Origin of the sequence: Pseudomonas sp. AU11447, from assembly GCF_001672555.2 — a bacterium.
Classification (GTDB): Bacteria; Pseudomonadota; Gammaproteobacteria; order Pseudomonadales; family Pseudomonadaceae; genus Pseudomonas; species Pseudomonas nitroreducens.
In genome coordinates this window covers 76146-97543 of record NZ_LZDG02000073.1, presented here as the reverse complement: position 1 = coordinate 97543, position 21398 = coordinate 76146, and the positions used below count along the sequence as shown (strand labels likewise).

18 protein-coding genes are annotated in these 21398 nt (G+C 65.4%); 11 read left to right on the top strand and 7 right to left on the bottom strand.

Translation table 11 applies throughout. The features are described from left to right. The first annotated feature begins 251 nt into the window (after nt 1-251). The 5 genes from A6723_RS25550 (at nt 252) to A6723_RS25530 (ending at nt 5468) form a co-directional block, all read left to right on the top strand. Complete coding sequence (locus tag A6723_RS25550) at nt 252-968, top strand: ABC transporter permease (RefSeq protein ID WP_038803232.1); 717 nt, start codon at nt 252-254, stop codon at nt 966-968. Between the two features lie 26 nt (nt 969-994). Beyond that, nucleotides 995-1936 carry a glycine betaine ABC transporter substrate-binding protein gene (locus A6723_RS25545; protein ID WP_054906662.1) on the top strand — a complete coding sequence of 314 codons (942 nt, stop codon included), beginning with the start codon at nt 995-997 and terminating at the stop codon, nt 1934-1936. A gap of 1 nt (nt 1937) precedes the next feature. Further along, on the top strand, nt 1938-2603 hold the full coding sequence (locus A6723_RS25540) for an ABC transporter permease (RefSeq protein WP_024765896.1): 666 nt from the start codon (nt 1938-1940) through the stop codon (nt 2601-2603). A gap of 2 nt (nt 2604-2605) precedes the next feature. Next, entirely contained in the window at nt 2606-3772 is a 1167-nt protein-coding gene (locus A6723_RS25535; RefSeq protein ID WP_054906661.1) for a betaine/proline/choline family ABC transporter ATP-binding protein, read from the top strand. A gap of 532 nt (nt 3773-4304) precedes the next feature. Then, on the top strand, nt 4305-5468 hold the full coding sequence (locus tag A6723_RS25530) for a type III PLP-dependent enzyme (RefSeq protein WP_054906660.1): 1164 nt from the start codon (nt 4305-4307) through the stop codon (nt 5466-5468). Between the two features lie 282 nt (nt 5469-5750). On the opposite strand, the gene A6723_RS25525 is transcribed toward A6723_RS25530, so the two are convergent. The 3 genes from A6723_RS25525 to A6723_RS25515 all read right to left on the bottom strand — a co-directional run bounded on the left by A6723_RS25525 (nt 5751) and on the right by A6723_RS25515 (nt 9132). Then, a complete protein-coding gene (locus tag A6723_RS25525; protein WP_054906659.1) occupies nt 5751-7553 on the bottom strand; it encodes a phosphoethanolamine transferase CptA in 1803 nt (600 codons plus the stop codon). 97 nt (nt 7554-7650) lie between these two features. Continuing rightward, nucleotides 7651-8445 carry a tetratricopeptide repeat protein gene (locus A6723_RS25520; RefSeq protein WP_054906658.1) on the bottom strand — a complete coding sequence of 265 codons (795 nt, stop codon included), beginning with the start codon at nt 8443-8445 and terminating at the stop codon, nt 7651-7653. A 6-nt stretch (nt 8446-8451) separates the two neighbouring features. After that, complete coding sequence (locus A6723_RS25515; RefSeq protein ID WP_054906657.1) at nt 8452-9132, bottom strand: Fe2+-dependent dioxygenase; 681 nt, start codon at nt 9130-9132, stop codon at nt 8452-8454. Between the two features lie 201 nt (nt 9133-9333). Between A6723_RS25515 and A6723_RS25510 the strand changes: the two genes are divergently transcribed. Both A6723_RS25510 and A6723_RS25505 read left to right on the top strand, forming a co-directional pair. Then, nucleotides 9334-11640 carry a TonB-dependent siderophore receptor gene (locus tag A6723_RS25510; protein ID WP_054906656.1) on the top strand — a complete coding sequence of 769 codons (2307 nt, stop codon included), beginning with the start codon at nt 9334-9336 and terminating at the stop codon, nt 11638-11640. A 181-nt stretch (nt 11641-11821) separates the two neighbouring features. After that, nucleotides 11822-14371: a sulfite reductase flavoprotein subunit alpha gene (locus A6723_RS25505; RefSeq protein ID WP_082450438.1), complete on the top strand. Its 2550-nt coding sequence runs from the start codon at nt 11822-11824 to the stop codon at nt 14369-14371. Between the two features lie 378 nt (nt 14372-14749). Here the strand turns inward: A6723_RS25505 and lpxO are convergent, their stop codons facing one another. After that, nucleotides 14750-15649: a lipid A hydroxylase LpxO gene (lpxO, locus tag A6723_RS25500; protein WP_054906701.1), complete on the bottom strand. Its 900-nt coding sequence runs from the start codon at nt 15647-15649 to the stop codon at nt 14750-14752. A 129-nt stretch (nt 15650-15778) separates the two neighbouring features. Between lpxO and A6723_RS25495 the strand changes: the two genes are divergently transcribed. From A6723_RS25495 to A6723_RS25485, 3 genes are read left to right on the top strand one after another with little or no spacing between them, the layout of a single operon-like run. Then, nucleotides 15779-16534 carry a 5-oxoprolinase subunit PxpA gene (locus tag A6723_RS25495; RefSeq protein WP_024765903.1) on the top strand — a complete coding sequence of 252 codons (756 nt, stop codon included), beginning with the start codon at nt 15779-15781 and terminating at the stop codon, nt 16532-16534. After that, entirely contained in the window at nt 16531-17208 is a 678-nt protein-coding gene (pxpB, locus tag A6723_RS25490; RefSeq protein WP_054906654.1) for a 5-oxoprolinase subunit PxpB, read from the top strand. The genes A6723_RS25495 and pxpB overlap by 4 nt, the downstream gene beginning before the upstream one ends. After that, the gene (locus A6723_RS25485) at nt 17205-18122 is read left to right on the top strand and encodes a biotin-dependent carboxyltransferase family protein (RefSeq protein WP_054906653.1); all 918 of its coding nucleotides are present in this window, start codon (nt 17205-17207) and stop codon (nt 18120-18122) included. The genes pxpB and A6723_RS25485 overlap by 4 nt, the downstream gene beginning before the upstream one ends. Nucleotides 18123-18124: 2 nt before the next feature. Here the strand turns inward: A6723_RS25485 and prfH are convergent, their stop codons facing one another. From prfH to A6723_RS25470, 3 genes are all read right to left on the bottom strand, one after another. After that, entirely contained in the window at nt 18125-18736 is a 612-nt protein-coding gene (gene prfH, locus A6723_RS25480; RefSeq protein ID WP_054906700.1) for a peptide chain release factor H, read from the bottom strand. Then, nucleotides 18736-19872 carry an RNA ligase RtcB family protein gene (locus A6723_RS25475; protein WP_054906652.1) on the bottom strand — a complete coding sequence of 379 codons (1137 nt, stop codon included), beginning with the start codon at nt 19870-19872 and terminating at the stop codon, nt 18736-18738. Before A6723_RS25475 ends, prfH begins: the two co-directional genes overlap by 1 nt. Nucleotides 19873-20081: 209 nt before the next feature. Continuing rightward, complete coding sequence (locus tag A6723_RS25470; RefSeq protein WP_054906651.1) at nt 20082-20564, bottom strand: Lrp/AsnC family transcriptional regulator; 483 nt, start codon at nt 20562-20564, stop codon at nt 20082-20084. A 135-nt stretch (nt 20565-20699) separates the two neighbouring features. On the opposite strand from A6723_RS25470, the gene A6723_RS25465 reads away from it, so the two are divergent. Continuing rightward, a complete protein-coding gene (locus A6723_RS25465; protein WP_082450433.1) occupies nt 20700-21326 on the top strand; it encodes a LysE family translocator in 627 nt (208 codons plus the stop codon). The last annotated feature ends 72 nt before the right edge of the window (nt 21327-21398 follow it).

Below are 21398 nucleotides of genomic sequence, written 5' to 3'. Positions count from 1 at the left end.
CCACAGCCCCCGGACCATGGGGGCTGAAGCCGAATGAGCGGCCGCGCGATGGCACAAGGATGGCAATTTTATTGAACGTAACGGCGCGCACGGGGGTCCACCCCTTCGCGACGACAATCCGTAGGCGCTTTCGCAAGTACTTGATTCTCGTCGCGTTTAATCGAGGTCCCAGGTAAGTCTCAGGACGGGATCGAGCGTCACGTGAGCGCGGCGATGCCAGTCGCCGCGCACCCGAAGGGAGTCCCCCAACCATGGTGAAGTCCACCACGGGCAAGGCCCTGTTCGGCGTCTGCTTTGCAGTCGTTGTGCTGGCTTTGCTGATCCACTGGATCACCCCCGCCACTCTGTGGCAGTACCGCGAAGACCTGCTGTTCTACCTGCAGGCGCACCTGATTCTGGTGTTCGCGTCCATGTTCGCCGCCATCGTGGTCGGCATCCCCGCCGGCATGCTGCTCAGCCGGCCCGCCCTGCAAGGACAGGCCGAGCGCCTGATGCAGATATTCAACGTCGGCAACACCATCCCGCCATTGGCTGTGCTGGCCATCGCCCTGGCGATCGTCGGGATCGGCAATGGCCCGGCGATCCTCGCGCTGTTCCTCGCTTCGCTGCTGCCCATCGTGCGCAATACCTACGAGGGCCTGCGCGCCGTGCCGGCGTCGCTCAAGGAAGCGGCCACCGGCATTGGCATGACGCCGCGGCAGGTGCTGCTGCGCGTCGAACTGCCCAATGCGGTGCCGCTGATCATGGGCGGTGTGCGTATTGCGCTGGCGCTTAACGTCGGTTCCGCGCCGCTGGCCTTCCTGATCGGCGCCAACAGCCTGGGCAGCCTGATCTTCCCCGGCATCGCCCTGGACGACCAGTCCAAGCTGCTGCTCGGCGCCGTGTGCACCGCGCTGCTGGCGTTGGTGCTCGATGGCCTGGTGGTGCTGTTCAGCCGCGGTTTCCTGGAACGGGGGCTGGCGAAATGAACGGGAGTTGTTTGAAAGGAGCCCGCATGACACGACGTCTGCTTGGCGCGTTGGGCCTTGTGCTCGCCGCCACAACCAGTCTTGCGCAGGCGGCCGATGTGATCCGCATCGGCGGCAAGCCGTTCACCGAGCAGCGCCTGCTCACCGCCATCACCGCGCAGTACCTGCAAAGCAAGGGCTACGAAGTGAAGGTCACCAACGGCCTGGGCAGTACCCTGGCGCGCAGCGCGCAGCAGAGCGGTCAGCTGGACCTGGTCTGGGAGTACACCGGCTCGTCGCTGATCGTCTACAACAAGGTCAAGGACAAGCTGGACGCCGAGCAATCGCTGGCCAAGGTCCGCGAGCTGGACGGCAAGAAGGGGCTGGTCTGGCCGACGCCCGCGCCGTTCAACAACACCTATGCCCTGGCGATGCCCGAGGAGCAGGCCGAACAGCTCGGGGTGCGTACCCTCAGCGATCTGGCCCGGGTGATGAAGGAGCAGGGCGGCAAGCAGACCCACCTGTTCGCCATGGACCCGGAATTCGCCGGCCGCCCGGATGGCCTCGCGCCGATGAGCGAGTTGTACGGCTTCCACTTTACCCGCGACGACGTGCGGCAGATGGACGCGGGCCTGGTGTACACCGCGCTGAAGAACCGCCAGGTGTTCGTCGGTCTCGTCTACACCACCGATGGCCGCCTGAAGGACTTCAAGCTGCGCGTGCTGGAAGACGACAAGCAGTTCTTCCCGTTCTACAACGCCGCGCCGGTGATGCGTGCCGATTTGCTGCAGAAGCATCCCGAGCTGAAGACGCTGTTCGATCCCATCGCCAAGTTGCTCGACGACAAGACCATGCAGGCGCTCAACGCCCAGGTCGATATCCAGCAGGAGCCAGTGCAGCGCGTGGCGCAGCAGTTCCTGCGCGAGCACCAACTGATCGGCGACAACGCGCAGACCACCCGGAAGCAGGCTGCCGGGGAGGAGAACTGACATGGACTTCATGACCGTGATTTCCCGCCTCGACTGGGTGCAGGTCGGCCAGCTGACGCTGCAGCACCTGATGCTGGTGTCCATCGCCGTGGGCCTGGCCATCGTCGTCGGTGTGCCGCTGGGGGTGCTGATGACGCGCTTCAAGTGGCTCGCCGGGCCGCTGCAGGGCGCCGCCACCGTGGTGCTGACCATCCCCTCCATCGCGCTGTTCGGCCTGATGCTGCCGCTCTACTCGAAGATCGGCCAGGGCCTCGGACCGCTGCCGGCGATCACCGCGGTGTTCCTCTATTCGCTGCTGCCGATCCTGCGCAACACCTACCTGGCGCTGACCAACGTCGAGCCCGGCATCCGCGAAGCCGGCAAGGGCATCGGCATGACCTTCTGGCAGCGCCTGCGGATGGTCGACATCCCCATCGCCGTGCCGGTGATCCTCGCCGGCGTGCGGACTGCCGTGGTGATGAACATCGGCGTGATGACCATCGCCGCGGTGATCGGCGCCGGCGGCCTGGGTGTGCTCATCCTCAATTCCATCAGCCAATCCAACATGCCCATGCTGGTGGTCGGCGCGGTCCTGGTGAGCCTGCTCGCCATCGCTGCCGACCTGCTGCTGCAGTGGTTGCAGCGTGCGCTTACCCCGAAGGGCCTGCGCCCGCAGACAGGAGACTGAACATGATCGAACTCGACCAACTGACCAAGACCTTCACCCTCAAGGACGGCAAGGAATTCCGCGCCGTGGACAAGGTCAGCCTGACCGTGGACAAGGGCGAGATCTGCGTGTTCCTCGGCCCCTCCGGCTGCGGCAAGACCACCACGCTGAAGATGATCAACCGCATCATCCAGCCCACCTCCGGGCGCGTGCTGATCGACGGCCAGGACACCGCCGAACTGGACGAGGTGACCCTGCGCCGGCGCATCGGCTACGTGATCCAGCAGATCGGCCTGTTCCCCAACATGACCATCGAGGAAAACATCATGGTCGTGCCGCGCCTGCTGGGCTGGGACAAACAGAAGTGCAAGGACAAGGCGCGCGAGCTGATGGCCATGGTCAAGCTCGAACCCAAGCAGTACCTGTCGCGCTATCCGCGCGAGCTGTCCGGCGGGCAGCAGCAGCGCATCGGGGTGATCCGCGCGCTGGCGGCGGATGCGCCGCTGCTGCTGATGGACGAGCCCTTCGGCGCGGTGGACCCGATCAACCGCGAGTCGATCCAGAACGAGTTCTTCGAGCTGCAGCGCAAGCTGGGCATGACCGTGATCATGGTCAGCCACGACATCGACGAGGCGATCAAGCTGGGCGACAAGGTGGCGGTGTTCAAGAGCGGCCGCCTGCTCCAGTTCGACCACCCGGATACGCTGCTGGCGCACCCGGCTGACGAATTCGTCAGCGCCTTCACCGGCCAGGACAGCACGCTCAAGCGCCTGCTGCTGGTGCGCGCCGAGGATGCCGCCGACAGCAGTATCGTCACCGCCCACCCGCAGACCACGGTGGCTGAAGCGCTGGAGAAAATGGAGGAGGACGACCGCCGCTACCTCGTCGTGGTGGACGCCAACGGCAAGGGCCTGGGCTACGTGCGCCGAAAGGACATGCGCCGCAAGGACGGTGTGTGCAGCGACTTCCTCAACGAATTCCGCGTGACCGCCAGCCACGATGAACACCTGCGCATCCTCTTGTCGCGCATGTACGAGTTCAACAGCTCGTGGCTGCCGGTGCTCGATGCGGACGGGCAGTTCCTCGGCGAGGTGACGCAGGAGTCCATCGCGGACTACCTGAGCTCCGGCCGCTCGCGTGGGCGCAAGACCAATATCGTGTCGCCGGCTGAGGTTGCCCAGGCTTCGTAGGGTGTTACCCGTACCCCCGCTGCGGATGGTTCCCTCTCCCCCGCCCTCTCCCTTCAGGGAGAGGGTTAGGGAGAGGGAGTGCCCAGCTCCGATTTTCCCCGTTCACCCTCCACGATATCCCCACCCGCACCACCCATCCCGAACAGCTGAACTCCCCCCTCTGTCACCGGTCGTTAACTCAGTAGGCCGATGATGCTGAAACCCGTCGAAAGCCCCGTTCTGTGCGGTATTCCGTGCATTTTGTTGAGTATCCAAAACAGTCAACCGGCAGTGCGACAAAGGGATGTAAAAAAGCGGCAATTCAGGGTTGAACTCACGAACTTCAGGTCCTAAAGTTCGCGCCCGAACGTCCATGCTGGAAACGATCCATCCGGCTCAAGTACTGACGACGAGAGATAGCCGGTGCCTTGCCCCGGTATCGGTAATGCTCGGCGACATGCCTTGGGAAGTAGGCGAACCAAAGTGGGGAAACGGATTCGACGTTCAGCTTCACCCCTACGAATAACCTGTTCTGCCATTTGGAGTCCCAACCATGTCCATCAAGGTCGAGGATTACTTCGCCCCCGAAACCTTCCAGCGCATGAAGGCATTCGCCGACAAGCAGGAAACCCCCTTCGTCGTCATCGACAAGCAGACCATCGCCGATGCCTACGACCAGCTGACCGGCTGCTTCCCGTTCGCCAAGATCTACTACGCGGTGAAGGCCAACCCCGCCACCGAGATCACCGAGTTGCTGCGCGACAAGGGCTCGAACTTCGACATCGCCTCCATCTATGAGCTGGACAAGGTGATGAAGACCGGTGTGCGCGCCGAGCAGATCAGCTACGGCAACACCATCAAGAAAGCCCGCGACATTCGCTACTTCTACGAGAAGGGCGTGCGCCTGTTCGCCACCGACTCCGAAGCCGACCTGCGCAACATCGCCAAGGCTGCACCGGGCTCCAAGGTCTACGTGCGCATTCTCACCGAAGGCTCCACCTCGGCCGACTGGCCGCTGTCGCGCAAGTTCGGCTGCCAGTCCGACATGGCCATGGACCTGCTGGTGCTGGCCCGTGACCTGGGCCTGGTGCCCTACGGCGTGTCCTTCCACGTCGGTTCGCAGCAGCGTGACATCGGCGTGTGGGACGCGGCCATCGCCAAGGTCAAGGTCATCTTCGAGCGCCTGAAGGAAGAAGACGGTATCGAGCTGAAGCTGATCAACATGGGCGGTGGCTTCCCGGCCAACTACATTGCCAAGACCAACAGCCTGGAAACCTACGCCGAAGAGATCATCCGCTTCCTCAAGGAAGACTTCGGCGACGAGCTGCCGGAAATCATCCTGGAGCCGGGCCGCTCGCTGATCGCCAACGCCGGCATCCTGGTCAGTGAAGTCGTGCTGGTGGCGCGCAAGTCGCGTACCGCGGTGGAGCGCTGGGTGTTCACCGACGTGGGCAAGTTCTCCGGCCTGATCGAAACCATGGACGAGTCCATCAAGTTCCCGATCCACGTGGAGAAGAAAGGCGAGCTGGAAGAAGTGGTGATTGCAGGCCCGACCTGCGACAGCGCGGACATCATGTACGAGCACTACAAGTACGGCCTGCCGCTGAACCTGGCCGCTGGCGACCGCCTGTACTGGCTGTCCACCGGCGCCTACACCACCAGCTACAGCGCGGTGGAATTCAACGGCTTCCCGCCGCTGAAGGCGTTCTACCTGTAACGCTGAATGCCCACGAAAAGCCCCGCCGATGCGGGGCTTTTTCATTCTGCGGCGCTGAAGCTGTTGCGCAGGTGCGGACTTTGTCCGCGAAATCCCGCACCAGGAAGGAAGCCGAAGCGACACTCCACCCTGTAGGAGCGAGCTTGCTCGCGAACGCTCTGGTCCCGCAGTGATGGGCGGTTCGTGAGCAAGCTCGCTCCTACAAAGAGCCTGTGCACCCTCGTCGGACGGAACGAAAAACGCCCCGCAATGCGGGGCGTTTTTCATGGCATCAGAGCAGACTCAGCCCTCCTTGGGCTGCTTCGTCACCGGAGTCTGCGCCGTGGCCGGCGCCTTGGTGTCGGTGGCGATTTCCTGCTGCTGTGCGGCCTTGTCCATCGGCAGCTTGTCGAACTCGTGCAGGCCGTCCTTCTTGTACGGGTCGCCGATCCAGCGCGGTGCAGCGGCAAACTGCTGGTTCACCAGGCTCTTGGCCGGTTCGTAGCGGTCGTAGCTCAGGCCGGCGAGGTCCGACAGGGTGTGGATCAGGTGCGAACTGCTGTAGGAGCGATTGGCCACCGCCTGCAGGTCGCGGGGGTGGTCGGCCTGCCAGCTCGGCGAGGTCCAGACCATGAACGGAATGGTGTACATCGGCCGGGTCGGGTCCATCTCGTTGCGGCCCAGGCGGTCGTGGTTGCCTGAGCTGTAGACCTCTTCGCCGTGGTCGGAGAGGTAAAGCATGAAGCCATTGGCGTTGGCGGCCGAGTAGCGCTTGATCAGGCTCGAGACCACGAAGTCGTTGTAGCGCACCGCGTTGTCGTAGAAGTTGTAGGTTTCCACCTGGTCATCCGACAGCGCCGAGGGCGCGCCCTGGCGGTCCTTGAAGTAGGCGAACTCCTCGGGGTAACGGTAGCGGTAGTCCATGTGCGTGCCCAGCAGGTGGACGACGATGAACTTCTTCTGCGCCGGGTCCTTCAGGGCCTTCTCGAACGGGTCCAGCACCACGCCGTCGTACTGGCTGGCGTTCTGGTTGCGCTGGTTGTTCAGGTACGCCTGCTCGTCCGTCTGCTGGGAGAAGGTGGTGAGCATGGTGTTGCGCTTGGTCATCGTCTGCTGGTTGGTGATCCAGAAGGTCTTGTAGCCTGCCTGTTTCATCAGGTTGATCAGCGACGGATCAGTGAGGAACTTGTCCGGGTTCTGCTCATCACCGAAGGTGAGGATCTGCTGCATCACCTCGATGGTGTAGGGGCGCGGCGCAACCACGTTCTGGAACACGGTGAGGCCCTTGCCACTGGCGGCGAGTGCGTCGAGGTTCGGCGTGGTGTCGCGGCCGTAGCCGTACAGGTGCATGTGCTGGCGGGTGGTGGATTCGCCCAGCACCAGCACCAGCGTGCGCGGGGCTTCGCCGCTGCTGTCCTTGAGGTTCTGCAGGGGCGGCAGGGAGGCGTTCTGCTGCAGCAGCTTCTGCATGTTGTCCAACTGCTGGCGGTACTGGACGTACCCCACCACCAGTTGCCACGGCACGGCCGGCTCCATGCGCGACTGCACCTTTTCCAGCGCCTGGGCGAAGGTGCGCTCCTGGGTGACCATCTGCTTGTAGAAGGGGTAGAACAGGTTCAGCACCACCAGCAGCACGGCCAGCGGCACGCGGGCATAGACCGGCATGCTGATCGGGCGGATACGCTTCCACAGCAGCACGGCGACCACGGTGTAGGCCAGCAATGCCAGGCACAGCCAGAGGCTGAAGTACTGGCTGAAGTATTCGCCGGCCTCGGCGGTGTTCGACTCGAACATCACGAAGATGACGCTCTGCGAGAACTCCTGCTTGTAGATGCCGAAGTAGCTCAGGCCCACCAGCGAGGCGCCCCAGAGCACCAGGCCGATGACGGCGGCGATGCCTTTGGTGAAGCGCGGCAGCAGCAGCGGCGGCGCGAGCCACAGGCTGCTGAGGAAGAAGGCGTCACGGAAGCCGGCGAAGCCGGTAGTGCCGCTGAACAGGATCAGCGCCTGGGTAACGCCGGAGAAGTACCAGAAGAACAGCAGGAGCCAGCCCAGGGCGGCCCAGTCCACGCGTTTGCGCGCTACGGGGGATGTGGTGTTCGACACTTGCGCCTCGTCGTTACGTGGCGGCTGCCGAACACTCCGGCAGCCAGGTTAGCCGGCGACGCTAACAGGGTAGGCGTGAAATTTACGTCAAGGGGCGTCAGGCGACGCCCATCTGCTCGGCGAGTTGATGCAGGTCCGATTCGTCGCCCAACTCGGCGGCGCGCTGGAAGTAGGCCAGGGTCAGCTCCCGCAGGCTTGGCGGCATGGAGTCGGCGAGCTGCCGGCGGGCTACGCGGAGGAAGTTGAGGTTGCCGCCTTCCAGCGCCCGTTCCAGCCAGATGCGCGCGGCTGGCAGGTCGCCGCGCTCGGCGAGCACTGAGGCGTGGCTGAACTGGCCACGGAAGTCACCGGCCTCGGCCGACCGACGGTACCACTGGTGAGCCGCGCCAAGGTCGCGGGGCACCACCAGACCCTCCTCGTGGAAGCGCCCCACCAGGTTCATCGACTTGGCATGGCCCAATGCCGCCGCGCCCTCGTAGAGCGATAGCGCGCGGGCATCGTCGCGCGCCACGCCGCGGCCGGTGGAAAGCAGGTTGGCGAGGTTGTACATGGCCCAGTCGAGCTTCTGCTGCGCCGCGATGGCGTAATGGCTGGCCGCAGCCGTCTCGTCCTTGGCGCACCCCCAGCCGTGCTCCAGGCAGCGCCCGAGCATGTTGCGGGCCATGGCATGACCGCGCTCGGCGGCGATGCCGAACCAGGTCAGGGCCAGGCCGATGTCCTGTTCGATGCCGTGGCCGTCGAGGAGTATCTGCCCGAGCAGCGCCTGGGCCTCCAGGTTCCCTTCACGGGCACCGGCCAGGATGAGCCGGGCGGTCTGCCGCGGATCGTCGGCGAGCTGGCCGGTGAGGTCCTCGACGTTGATTTCTTCAGTGCGACGCAGGACGAAGCTCATGGCAGATCAGACATCCACCCAGCGCCGTAGCAGGTTGTGATAGGTGCCGGTCAGCTCGATCAGCGCCGGGTGGTCCGGCACGTCGCGGGTGAGTGCCTGGATCGACTGGTCCATCTGGAACAGCAGGGCGCGCTGGCTGTCCTCGCGCACCAGGCTCTGGGTCCAGAAGAACGAGGCAATGCGCGCGCCACGGGTCACCGGGTTGACCTTGTGCAGGCTGGTGGCGGGGTAGAGCACCAGGTCGCCGGCCGGCAGCTTCACCTGCTGGGTGCCGTAGGTGTCCTGAATCACCAGTTCGCCGCCGTCGTAGTCGTCGGGGTCGCTGAAGAACAGCGTCGAGGACACGTCGGTGCGCACGCGCTCGCGGCCACCCTGGGTGTCGCGCACGGCGTTGTCGATGTGGAAGTCGAACGAACCGCCGCCGGTGTAGCAGTTGAACAGCGGCGGGAAGACCTTGCTCGGCAACGCGGCGGACTGGAACAACGGGTTGCTCCACAGGCGCTGCAGCATGGCCTCGCCGATCTCGCGGGCCAGCGGGTGATCCTGCGGCAGTTGCAGGTTGTGCTTGGCGCGGGACGACTGGTAGCCGGCGGTGACCTTGCCGTCAGCCCACTCGGCCTGCTCCAGGGCGGCGCGGATGCGCGCCACCTCATCGCGGGTGAAGATGCCAGGAATGTGCAGCAGCATGGGCCGGTTCCATCAGTTTCGATAATTTGCCAATGATAATGATTTGCAACAGATCGGTACAACCGGCATTCCCCTACTTCCGACAGGGAGAAAGTGTAAAAGTTGTAAATCATGTGCGTATGGTAATGAATGTGAATTGATACAAATTCTCAGTTGCAATAAATTGCGCGGCCTTCATGAACCCCTGGGGAGGGAGTTTCGATGTCGCGTCAATCCACCGAGTTCGCCGGCAGCAAGCCGCGCCTTCTAGTCAGCGCTGTCGGCGTGGCGATCACCGCCATGTCCGGTACTCATCTGGCCCACGCCGCCGAGGCGTCGTCGAAGAAGTCCGGCCAGGACGTCCTGTCCCTGGACGCCGACACTGTCGTCGGTACCCAGCAGCAGGACCCGACCACCTACAACGTCGAGAAGTCCGCCTCGAAGAAGTACACCGCACCGCTGCTGGATACGCCGCGCTCGGTAACCGTGGTGCCGCAGCAGGTGATCAAGGACACCGGCGCGCTGACCCTGCAGGACGCGCTGCGTACCGTGCCGGGCATTACCTTCGGCGCCGGCGAGGGTGGCAACCCGACGGGTGACCGTCCGTTCATCCGGGGTTTCGACGCCCAGAGCGACACCTACGTCGACGGCGTCCGCGACACCGGCGCGCAATCGCGTGAGGTCTTCAACCTCGAGCAGATCGAAGTCAGCAAGGGCCCGAACTCGGCCTTTGGTGGCCGCGGCTCGGCCGGTGGCAGCCTGAACCTGATCAGCAAGCAGGCCAAGGCCGGTAACTTCACCGACGGCAGCTTCACCTACGGTTCCGACCAGACCCGTCGCTACACCCTCGACACCAACCAGGAGTTCCTCGACGGCAACGCCGCGTTCCGCCTGAACCTGATGACCCACGACCAGAACGTCGCCGGTCGCCAGGCGGTGGACGCCAGCCGCTGGGGTATCGCGCCGTCCCTGACCTTCGGCCTCAACGGCCCGACCCGCGTCACCGTCAGCCATTACCACCTGGAAAGCGACGACACCCCGGACTCGGGTATCCCGTACGCCAAGAGCGCCGACCGCAGCAAGCACAACCCCGACAAGCCGGTGAACGTCGACCGCGACAACTACTACGGCCTGGAGGATCGCGACTTCCAGAAGAGCCGCATCGACACCAGCACCATCACCTTCGAGCACGACTTCAACGATGCCCTTGGCCTGCGCAATACCCTGCGCTACGGCACCGCGCACCAGGACTACATCTGGACCCAGCCCGACGACAGCCAGGGCAACATCAACAACGGCACGGTCTGGCGCCGCAACAACAACCGCGTCAGCACCACCACCACCGCGACCAACCAGACCGACCTGTTCGGCGAGTTCTACCTGGCCGGCTTCAAGAACAGCTTCACCACCGGCCTGGAATTCACCCGCGAAGACAGCAAGCGCGACGGCTACACGGTGAACACCAATACCGGCTCCAGTGCCGGCGCCAACAAGTGCCGCCCGGGCATCGTCGGCGCGCCCAGCGGCTACAACTGCACCAGCCTGGAAAACCCGAACCCGCACGACCCGTGGAACGGCAGCATCGTCCGCAACTACAAGCCGCTGAACACCGTGGCCACCACCAAGGCGATCTACGGCTTCGACACCATCGACCTCAACGAGCAATGGCAGGTCAACGTCGGTGCGCGCTTCGACAGCTTCGAGACCACCGCGAAGAACCATGGCGTGTCGCCGACCACCAAGTTCGAAGACAGCTCCAGCTTCTGGAACTGGCAGGCCGGCGTGGTCTACAAGCCGGCGCCCAACGGCAGCATCTACGCGTCCTACGCGACCTCCGCGACCCCGCCGGGCTCGATGCTCGACAACGGTGACACCGGCAACGCCGTGGACACCTTCGCGGTGAAGAACAACCTGGAGCCGGAAGAAACCACCAACTACGAAATCGGCACCAAGTGGAACTTCCTCGACGAGCGCCTGGAGCTGACCGCGGCGATCTTCCGCACCGACAAGGACAACGCCCGCGTGCTGGTCTCCAACCAGACCTACGACAACGCCGGCCAGTCCCGCGTCGACGGCATCGAGCTGTCCGCCAGCGGCAAGATCACCGACAAGTGGAAGGTCTTCGCCGGTTACAGCTACCTCGACAGCGAGCTGGTCAAGGCGGGCAAGTCCGGTCGTAGCGGCGCAGTGAACGCCACCGCACCGTCCAACGACGGCAACCAGATGCCCAACACCCCGGAAAACAGCTTCAGCCTGTGGACCACCTACGACGTACTGCCCAACGCCACCATCGGCGGCGGCACCTTCTACGTCGACAAGGTCTACGGCGACGTGGCCAACACCATGTACGTGCCGGACTACTGGCGCTACGACGCAATGGCCTCCTACAAGCTGAGCAAGAACGTCGACTTCCAGCTCAACGTGCAGAACGTCTTCGACAAGCAGTACTTCGACAAGGCCTATGCCGCGCACTACGCGTCGCAGGCGGCCGGCCGCACCGTGCTGCTGTCCACCAACTTCCACTTCTAAGGGCGCGCACCTCTGGCGACCTGCCCCGGCCGATGCTCCTCGGCCGGGGCTTTTCTTTGTCCGGGCCGCCAGTGCCGGAGGTAAGGCCAGGGTAAAGATTGTTAAATCGGCTGCGTTTGCGAGCCATTCTCATTAAAATGCCCGCCCTGCGTGATGGGTGTCCGAAGGTGAAACCGCGGTGTTGAAGAAAGTCCTTTTCCAGTTGCATTGGCTGTTTGGTATCAGCGCAGGACTTGTGCTGGCGCTGATGGGCATCACCGGGGCGATGCTGTCGTTCCAGGATGAAATCCTGCGGGCCATCAACCCCGAGAGCCTGGTGGTGGAAAAGCGCGCCGAAGCCGTGCTGCCGATGGACGAACTGATCCGCCGGGTGGAAAGCGCCGAACCAGGCAAGAAGGTCGCCTTCTTCTGGCTCAAGACCGAGGGCGTGGAGTCCGCGCGCATCTTCTTCACCCCGCCGCCGGGCCAGCGCCGTGGCGAATCCCTGTATGTCGACCCCTACACCGCAGAAGCCCTGCCCGCGCCGGTGGGCGAGGGCGCCTTCATGTTCATCATGCAGCTGCATCGCTTCCTTGCCGCCGGCGAAGTCGGCCAGCGGATCACTGCCGCCTGCACCCTGATCCTGATCTTCTTCTGCCTCTCCGGCCTGTACCTGCGCTGGCCACGCAAGGCGCTGAACTGGCGCACCTGGCTGACCTTCGACTGGCGCAAGAAAGGCCGCGCCTTCAACTGGGACCTGCACGCCGTGGCCGGTACCTGGTGCCTGGTGTTCTACCTCCTGGCCTCGCTGACCGGCCTGTACTGGTCCTACGAGTGGTACCGCAACGGCCTGTTCAAGCTGCTCGACGACGCCCCCGCCGGCCAGGCCAAGGGCGGCCAGCGGGGCGGCGGCAAGCGCGGCCCGGCGCCCGAGGGCCCGCCGCCGGTAGTCGATGCCACCGCCATCTGGAACACCATCCAGCAGACCGGCGGCTCCGCCATGACCGCCTACAACCTGCGCCTGCCGCCGGTGAAGGGCCAGCCGGCCACCGTCTTCTACCTTCTCGATGACGCTGCCCACGAGCGCGCCTTCAACGAGATGACCATCGACCCGGCCAGCGGCAAGCTGCTCAAGGACCGCCGCTACAACGACAGCAGCGCCGGCAAGCAACTGCTCACCAGCGTGTACGCCCTGCACGTCGGCAGCTATTTCGGCCTCACCGGGCGCATCCTGATGATGCTCGCCAGCCTGGCCATGCCGCTGTTCTTCATCACCGGCTGGCTGCTCTACCTTGATCGCCGCCGCAAGAAGCGCGCAGCGCTGGCCGCCCGTGGCGAGCTGGGCACTACGGCTGGTGGTGCCGACTCCTGGTTGATCGGCTACGCCAGCCAGAGCGGCTTCGCCGAGCAACTGGCCTGGCAGAGCGCCGGCCAGTTGCAGGCTGCTGGCCTGCCGGTACGCGTCGAACCGCTGGGCAAGCTGGACCGTGCGCAGCTGGAGCAGACTCGCAATGCGCTGTTCGTGGTCAGCACTTTCGGCGAAGGCGAGGCTCCGGACAGCGCCCGTGGTTTCGAGCGCCAGGTGCTCGGCCAGTCCCTTGGCCTGAACGACCTGCGCTTCGCCGTACTTGCCCTGGGCGACCGCCAGTATGAGCACTTCTGCGGCTTCGCCCGGCGCATGCAGGGTTGGCTGCAAGGGCAGGGCGCGCGCCCGCTGTTCGACGGCGTGGAAGTGGACAACGGTGATGCCGCCGCGCTGCATGACTGGCAGATACGCCTCGCCGAACTCTCCGGCACCGCGCCGCAAGTGGCCTTCACCGCGCCGGCCTTCGAAGTCTGGACGCTGAGTGGCCGTGACCACCTGAATCCCGGCAGCCAGGGCGAATCCACGTGGCTGCTGCGCCTCGGGGCGCCGAGCGACTCGCAGATCGACTGGGCCGCCGGCGACCTGGTGGAAATCGTCCCGCGCCAACCGGAATTCCTCGTCAGCCGTTGGCTCGAACGCCTTGGCCTCGACGGTTCCGGCAGCGTGCAGGTCGACGGCCTGGCCATGCCGCTCAAGGACGCCCTGGCCGGCTGCCTGTTGCCGGCGAACCTGGAGCATCTGGTCGGCCAGCACGGCCAGGCGGTGGTTGACGCGCTGATCAAGCTCTCGGTGCGCCAGTACTCCATCGCCTCATTGCGCAGCGAAGGCTCGCTGGAACTGATCGTCCGCCAGGAGCAGCACGCGGACGGTTCGCTGGGCATCTGCTCCGGCTGGCTGACCCAGTACCTGCCCGAGGGTGGCAGCCTGCTGCTGCGCCTGCGCCGTAACCGCAGCTTCCACCTGACCGAGGAGGATCGTCCGCTGATCCTGATCGGCAACGGCACCGGTATCGCCGGCCTGCGCGCACTGCTGCAGGCGAGCGTAGCCGAGGGGCGTTCGCGCAACTGGTTGCTGTTCGGCGAGCGCAATATCGCCCACGACTTCTACTGCCGCGACGAGCTCGAAGGCATGCTGGCGCGCGGCGAACTGCAACGCCTGGACGTCGCTTTCTCGCGCGACCAGGCCGAGAAGGTCTACGTACAGGATCGCCTGCGCGACAGCGCCGAAACACTCGCCCAGTGGCTGGAACAGGGCGCGGTGATCTACGTCTGCGGCAGCCTGCAAGGCATGGCCGAAGGCGTCGACCGTGCCATGCGCGAGATGCTTGGTGATACCGAGGTCGAGGGGTTGCTGGAGAGTGGGCGCTATCGGCGCGACGTGTATTGATAGGGCGTTGGGTGTAGTCGATCGCGGACGAAGTCCGCTCCCACGCTCAGCATGACTGGCTTTTCGTAGGAGCGAGCTTGCTCGCGAACGGATTTTCCGGCAGCTCCAGCGCTGGGTGGGTTCGCGAGCAAGCTCGCTCCTACAGGATCAAATACTCCTCACCCAAACCCTGGCTGCGTGCTCCGCTCCCACAGGAATGGGGCGCGCAGCCAGTTTCGCAGGCCGGATAACGCGCCAGCGTTATCCGCCGATTGGCCGCCGGCGGATAGCCTGCTCCAGGTTATTCACCCTGCGCAGGGCCCCTCAAATGGCGCAAACAAAAAGGCCCCCGCGAACGCGGAGGCCTTTTTTGATACCGGGGCGCTTAAATCCAGTCGCTCAGATCCACAGGAACAGCGCCAACACCGCCGCGAAGAAGCCCCACTTCTGCAGGTAGTACAGCTTGCGGTTGCGCTTCTTCAGGGCCTTGCCCTGCAGGCGGATCTTGTACAGCGAGGCGAACGCGCGGTTGATGCCGCCGGTCTTGTCGCCCGCATCGTTGGGCGAGGCTGCCGCGGCCATCACGTTGCGGCTGAACCAGCGGTTGAAGGCCGTTACCCAGCCGTACTTCAGCGGTCGCTCGATGTCGCAGAAGAGAATCACCCGGTCATGATCCGTGGTGTTCTCGGCGTAGTGGATGTAGGTCTCGTCGAACACCACCGCCTCGCCGTCGCGCCAGTGGTAGCGCTCGCCGTCCACCTCGATGAAGCAGCCCGGGTCGTTCGGCGTCAGCAGGCCCAGGTGATAGCGCAGCGAGCCAGCGTACGGGTCGCGGTGGCGCACCAGGCGCGAGCCCGGCGGCAGCTCGGCGAACATCGCGGCCTTCACCGACGGAATCTGCCGCAGCAGCTCGGTGGTCTTCGGGCACAGCGCATCGGCCGACGGATGGCTGTCGTCGTACCATTTCAGGTAGAAGCGCTTCCAGCCGGTCTTGAAGAAGGAGTTGAAGCCGACGTCGTTGAGCTGGTCGGAGCGCTTGATGCTGCCGGCATCGCGCAGGTGCAGCGCTTCGCTGCGGATGGCTTCCCAGTTCTCGGTCAACAGGCGCATTTCCGGGAACTGCTCGGTCGCCAGGTACGGGCGGCTGGGTACCTTGGAGAACAGGTACATCAGGCAGTTGATCGGCGCCAGGAAGCTGGAGTGGTCGCTCAGCTGGCGCGTGAACTTGTGGCGCACCCGTCCACGCAGGTGGACATAGACGATGCTCAGGCCGAAGGCGGCCAGGATGGCGGCTTTGATCATTCGGGGAGGTATCCGCTACTACAGACCGGGGATAGTACTACTCCTGAACGTGAGTGAGTATTCTCCGAAGGCCAAAGGCCATGGTCTGCTTTACCCTGTAGGAAACTTGGAAGGACGGCGACACCAATGACCGAGAGCACGACGCGAATCCTGCTCAACTGCGACATGGGCGAAAGCTTCGGCGCCTGGCGCATGGGCGACGACACCCACGCCATGCCGCTGATCGACCAGGCCAACCTCGCTTGTGGCTACCATGCGGGCGACCCGCTGACCATGCAGCGCACCGTGCGCCTGGCGGTGGAGCAGGGCGTCAGCATCGGTGCTCACCCGGCCTACCCGGACCTCGCCGGCTTCGGTCGCCGGCACATGAACTGCTCGCCCGAGGAAGTCCACGCCCTGGTGCTCTACCAGATCGGCGCGCTGGATGCCTTCTGCCGCGCCGCGGGCACCCAGGTGGCCTACGTGAAGCCCCACGGTGCGCTGTACAACGACCTGGTACGCGACGATGCGCTGCTCTGCGCCGTGCTCGACGCCTGCGCCGCCTATCGCAAGCGCCTGCCGCTGATGGTGCTGGCCCTGGCCGACAACAGTCGCGAGCTGCAACTGGCCGATGTAGCCGATGTGCCGCTGATGTTCGAAGCCTTCGCCGACCGCGCCTACCTGCCCGACGGCCAGCTCGCGCCGCGGCGCCTGGCCAATGCCGTGCATCACGAGCCGCAACGCATTCTCGACCAGGCCCTGGCCATCGCCCGCGGCGAACCCTTCCCGGATATCGACGGCAACCCGCTGCGGCTACGCGCCGACAGCCTCTGCGTGCATGGCGACAACCCCGAATCCCTGGCGGTGCTGCGGCGCCTGCGTGGCCTGCTGGACCAGGCATGATCCGTCTCGAGCCCTTCGGCGCCACGGCGCTGCTGATCACCCTGGCCGAACAGCCCGACGACACCTTGCCGCTGCGCATCGCTCGGTTGTCCGAACGCCTGCGCACCGAACTGGGCCCGGCGCTGACCGATTGCGTGGCGGGCTGGACGACCCTGCTCCTTCACTACGACCTGCTGCGCATCGACTTGCCGCAGTTGCAGCGCCAGGTGCAGGCCGCGCTGGCGCAGTGGCCAGGCGAGGCCGCGACCGGTGACGTGGAGCGGCTGCATGAGATTGCCGTGTGGTACGCCGGTGAAGACCTCGCCGAGGTTGCCCTTCACTGTGGCCTCACGCCGACCCAGGTGATCGACCTGCACGCTGGTCGCGACTACCGCGTCGGCGCCGTCGGCTTTGCCCCCGGCTTCGCCTACCTGGGCGAGTTGGACGAGCGCCTCGTCCTGCCGCGCCGGGCCACGCCGCGCACACGGGTTCCCGCCGGCAGCCTCGCCATTGCCGAGCGCCAGACAGCGGTTTATCCACAGGCCTCACCCGGTGGCTGGCACTTGCTGGGACGCACCGCGCAGCGCCTGTTCGATCCCTGCGCGACGCCTCCCTGCCCGCTGGCCGTGGGCGATCGGGTGCGCTTCGTACCCATCGACGAAGCTGCTTTTCGCGCTGCGGGCGGTGACGCATGAGCCTGACGGTCATCGCCTGCGGCCCGCTGTGCCTGCTGCAGGATGGTGGTCGCCAGGGCTGGCAGCGGCTCGGCGTTTCTCCTGGCGGGCCTGTGGATAAACACGCCGCGGCCTGGGCGAATCGCCTGCTCGGAAACAACTACGGCACAGCATTGTTGGAGATCGCACTGGGCGGCGTGGAGCTGGAGGCGCAGGACGATACCTGGCTGGCGCTGACCGGCGCCGAGCTGCCTGCACAACTCGATGGCGCACCGCTTCCCGTTTGGTCGCGTTTTCATGTTCGGGCCGGGCAGCGCCTCAAGCTCGGTTTCGCCCGTGCCGGACAGCGTGCCTATCTCTCTGCTGCCGGTGGTTTCCGTGCGGCACCGGTACTGGGTAGCGTTTCGACCCAGACGCGGGAAAGGCTCGGAGGTCTTGCCGGCAATGGCGAGTCCCTGGCCGTGGGGGATGTGCTGGAATGCGCCGCTGCGGGCGGGCATTTCTCCCGTGGCGCCGACGTGCCCTGGCCCTATCGGCCGGACTACCGTGAATGCCCGGTCCTGCGCGTTTTGCCAGGCCCGGATGCCTTCACCACCGAACAGCGCCGGGCTTTCTTTACTCAGCCCTGGCAGATCAGCCCGCAATCCGACCGCATGGGCGTGCGCCTGCGCGGCGAAGCCCTGGGCGCGCCACGCCGGCAGTGGTCGTTGGGAATAGTGGAGGGCGCCATCCAGGTGCCGCCGGACGGCCAGCCGATCATCCTGCTGGCCGACCGGCAGACCATGGGTGGCTACCCGCTGCTGGGCGTGCTGCACCCGCTGGACATCGGCCGCCTGGCGCAATGCCCGGCGCACAGCGAGGTGCGCTTTGTCGAGGCGAGCGTGGAACAGGCGCAGGCGGACCTGCGCGCGTTCCTGGGGTTTTTCTCCGGCTGAGCTCAGCCCTCGAAGCGCTCGCCGCGGAACACCCGGCGGGGATTGCCGCGTTGCAACTGGTGATGCACCAGCCGGCGTTCGGCGCGCAGTTCGCTGTCCGCCTGATCCGCGCGCTCCTCCAGCTTGCGGGCGATCAGCAGCAGCGCCAGGCGCTTGTTGGCGTGTTGGCTGCGTTCGCTCTGTACCTTCACACTCAGGCCGGTGGCGGTGTGGGTGGCGCGCACCGCCGAGTCAGTGGTGTTGACGTGCTGCCCGCCGGGGCCGGAGGAGCGCAGGGTCTCGAAGCGCACTTGGCCTTCGAGGCTGGCCGGCGGCGCGCTGAACCGCGCGCCACCGAAGTACCAGTTCTTGCGTCCGTGATTGGGTCGGTAAGGGCTGGCGCAGACCCATTGCAGGGTCCCGCTCCAGTCCTCGGCCAACGCCGCCGCCGCTTCGCCTTCCAGCGCCAGCAGCACTGAGAGCAGGGTGCCCCGACGCGGGCCGGCTTCCTCCTCGATCACCCGAGTCTCGACCTCCAGGGTTTCGGCCTCACGCTGCAGGCGTTGCAGGGCCTTGGCCACGGCCAGTGCGCATTCGTCCGGCCCCTGGGCCGCGGATAGCTGAAGCAGGATCATCAGCAGCACTCCCCACGGGTCTTGTAGGTCAGCACCGGTTTGAGTCGCGCCAGTACCCGCAGCAGCCCCGCTTCGCGCAGCGCCCCGACCACCGAGTCGATGGCCTTGTAGGCTTCTGGCGCTTCCTCGTAGAGCAGCCCGCGATCGCCGCAGATCACCCGGCTACCCAGTGCAGTGCGGGCCAGTTGCTCGACGCGGTAGCGCGCCGAGAGACGGTCCTTGCACTCGCTGCGCATCCACTTGCGTCCCGCGCCGTGGGCGAGGGAGTAGAGGCTGCGTGGATCGGCGACTGGTTCCACCAGGTAGCTGTAGTCGCCGCGCGAGCCGGGGATGACCATCATCCCGCGATCCGCCGGCGTCGCGCCCTTGCGGTGCAGCCAGCCGTCGACGCCTTCGATTTGCGCCGGGCTGACGAGGTTGTGGTTCACGTCCAGCACCTGCGCGCCGTCCGCACGCAGGCGGTCGAGCATGCGCAGGGCGATCAGCTGGCGGTTGGCTTCGGCGAAACGCAGCGCGCCATTGTGGCGAGCCAGGTAGTGCGCGCAGTCGTCGGTGCCTTGTTCCAGACCCTGGTGGCTGAAGCGGTCCACCTGCTCGCGCAGGATGGCTTCGCCCAGGCCGCGCGAACCGCTGTGCACCAGCAGGAGCAGGTGGCGGCGGTCGATACCGAGGGCTGCCACGGCGGCTTCGTCGTAGAGCTGATCGAGTTGCTGCAGCTCGGCGAAGTGGTTGCCGCCGCCGATGGTGCCCAGCGAATGCTCGTGGCCGCACGGCGGCAGATCGAAGCTCGTGATGCGCTCGTTCCAGTCGTCGCCCAGCGGGCCGTCGAGGTTGCCCAGACGCTTTTCCAGCTTGTCCAGGTTCAGCTTGGCGGTGGCGATATCGGTACGCCACAGCGCCATGCCGCAGCCAATGTCGTTGCCCACCAGCGCCGGATACAGGCGGCCGGTGGAGAAGAACGCCGCGCCGATCGGGTAGCCGCGCCCGGGGTGCAGGTCCGGCATACCGGCGACTCGCTGCATGCCCGGCAGGCGGGCGGTGGTTTCAAGTTGCTGGATCGCTTTACCTTCGATCCAGGTGTCGTCCGCGGCGATCAGGGTGATGCCGGCGGACAGATTTTGGATGCAATTGCCCATTGTCCAATCCCATGAGGAATGAAACGAAAAAAGAGATGGGGGCAGGCCGGAGCCGGGCAATGCGATGCCGCCAGAGGGGCGGCGGGGAAGCAATTACGCCAGACGCGACCTGCAAAGGGTGATCAGTGCTTGCATGATGTCTCTCCTTTGCTGTCGGTGGATGGAAGGTGGCGAATGATAGGCGCGCAGCGGCCCGCGCGCAATCTTCGCTATTTCGGCAGGTGCTGCAGCGGTAGCGGCGCCGATTCCTTCACCGTCTGGATGGCGAAGTTGCTGCGGATGTCGCTGACGCCCGGCAGCTTGAGCAGGGTGCCGGTGAGGAACTGCTCGTAGGCGCGCAGGTCCGGCAGCACTACTTGCAGGAGGAAGTCCGACTCGCCGCTGACCAGGTGTACCGAGATGACCTCCGGCAGGTCGATCACCGCCTGGCGAAAGGCGGCCGCGCTGGTATCGCTGTGGCGCTCGACCTTCACGCCGACAAACACCGTCAGCCCCAGGCCGACTTCGTCGCGGCCCAGTTCGGCGTGGTAACCGCGGATCATCCCGGCCTCTTCGAGGATGCGCACGCGCCTCAGGCAGGGCGAAGGGGAGAGCCCGATTTCCTCGGCAAGCTGCACGTTGGTCAGGCGGCCGTCGCGCTGCAGGACTGCGAGGATGCGGTGGTCGTAGGCGTCCAGTTTTGGGCTTGGCATGATTGGCTGATTAAGTGGCTTAAGATTGGCAGAGTATGCCAATTGGCAGCTTTGTGCTGGTGGAATACGCAAGCACCTACTCCGAGCTTCAGGCATAGAATCCTTATCCACAATGTCTTCTTCGGAGTGGCTCCTGTGGATATCGGCGTCTTCCTGCTGGCCCTGGCGATGGTCTACCTGCTGCCCGGGCCGGACATGATTCTCCTGCTGCACACCGGTGCCCGCGAGGGCTGCCGCGCGGCATTGGCGACCGCGCTCGGCCTGGGCCTGGCGCGCGCCTGCCATGTGGCGCTGGCGGCGACCGGGCTGGCACTGCTGTTCCGCACGGCGCCGTGGACGTTCGATGTGGTGCGCATCGGCGGTGGCCTTTATCTGGCGTGGATTGGCTTGCAGTTGCTCCGAGCGCCGGTTGGCGTGCCGCTGGCGGAGGGGAGCGCCGGGTTATCCACAGTGAGCTACCGCCGGGCGTTTCGGCGTGGTCTGCTGACCAACCTGCTCAATCCCAAGGCGCTGTTGTTCTGTTCGGTGCTGTTGCCGCAGTTCATTCATCCGCAGAACGGGCCGCTGGCACTGCAGTTCGCGCTGCTGGGCGGTGTGCTGGTGGTGGTCGGGCTGGGCTTTGACAGCTTCTACGCCGTCAGCGGCGAGCGCATGGGCCGCTGGCTGGCGCGGCACAGGGCGATGCAGCGGGTGCAGCAGTGGGGCTTCGGCGGGATTCTGCTGGGCTTCGGCGTGCGCCTGGCGCTGATCCGTGATCTGTAGGGGCAGTTTCGGTGGGGTGGTGAGCAAGTTGCAGAACAGCGCAAACGGCTCTTCGTGGGGGCGGGCTTGCCC

What these genes read in the sequence shown, in the direction of transcription:
- A6723_RS25550 (WP_038803232.1), top strand. Translation starts at nt 252, where the DNA reads ATGGTGAAGTCCACCACGGGCAAGGCCCTGTTCGGCGTCTGCTTTGCA.
- A6723_RS25545 (WP_054906662.1), top strand. Translation starts at nt 995, where the DNA reads ATGACACGACGTCTGCTTGGCGCGTTGGGCCTTGTGCTCGCCGCCACA.
- A6723_RS25540 (WP_024765896.1), top strand. Translation starts at nt 1,938, where the DNA reads ATGGACTTCATGACCGTGATTTCCCGCCTCGACTGGGTGCAGGTCGGC.
- A6723_RS25535 (WP_054906661.1), top strand. Translation starts at nt 2,606, where the DNA reads ATGATCGAACTCGACCAACTGACCAAGACCTTCACCCTCAAGGACGGC.
- A6723_RS25530 (WP_054906660.1), top strand. Translation starts at nt 4,305, where the DNA reads ATGTCCATCAAGGTCGAGGATTACTTCGCCCCCGAAACCTTCCAGCGC.
- A6723_RS25520 (WP_054906658.1), bottom strand. Translation starts at nt 8,445, where the DNA reads ATGAGCTTCGTCCTGCGTCGCACTGAAGAAATCAACGTCGAGGACCTC.
- A6723_RS25515 (WP_054906657.1), bottom strand. Translation starts at nt 9,132, where the DNA reads ATGCTGCTGCACATTCCTGGCATCTTCACCCGCGATGAGGTGGCGCGC.
- A6723_RS25510 (WP_054906656.1), top strand. Translation starts at nt 9,334, where the DNA reads ATGTCGCGTCAATCCACCGAGTTCGCCGGCAGCAAGCCGCGCCTTCTA.
- A6723_RS25495 (WP_024765903.1), top strand. Translation starts at nt 15,779, where the DNA reads ATGACCGAGAGCACGACGCGAATCCTGCTCAACTGCGACATGGGCGAA.
- pxpB (WP_054906654.1), top strand. Translation starts at nt 16,531, where the DNA reads ATGATCCGTCTCGAGCCCTTCGGCGCCACGGCGCTGCTGATCACCCTG.
- A6723_RS25485 (WP_054906653.1), top strand. Translation starts at nt 17,205, where the DNA reads ATGAGCCTGACGGTCATCGCCTGCGGCCCGCTGTGCCTGCTGCAGGAT.
- prfH (WP_054906700.1), bottom strand. Translation starts at nt 18,736, where the DNA reads ATGATCCTGCTTCAGCTATCCGCGGCCCAGGGGCCGGACGAATGCGCA.
- A6723_RS25475 (WP_054906652.1), bottom strand. Translation starts at nt 19,872, where the DNA reads ATGGGCAATTGCATCCAAAATCTGTCCGCCGGCATCACCCTGATCGCC.
- A6723_RS25470 (WP_054906651.1), bottom strand. Translation starts at nt 20,564, where the DNA reads ATGCCAAGCCCAAAACTGGACGCCTACGACCACCGCATCCTCGCAGTC.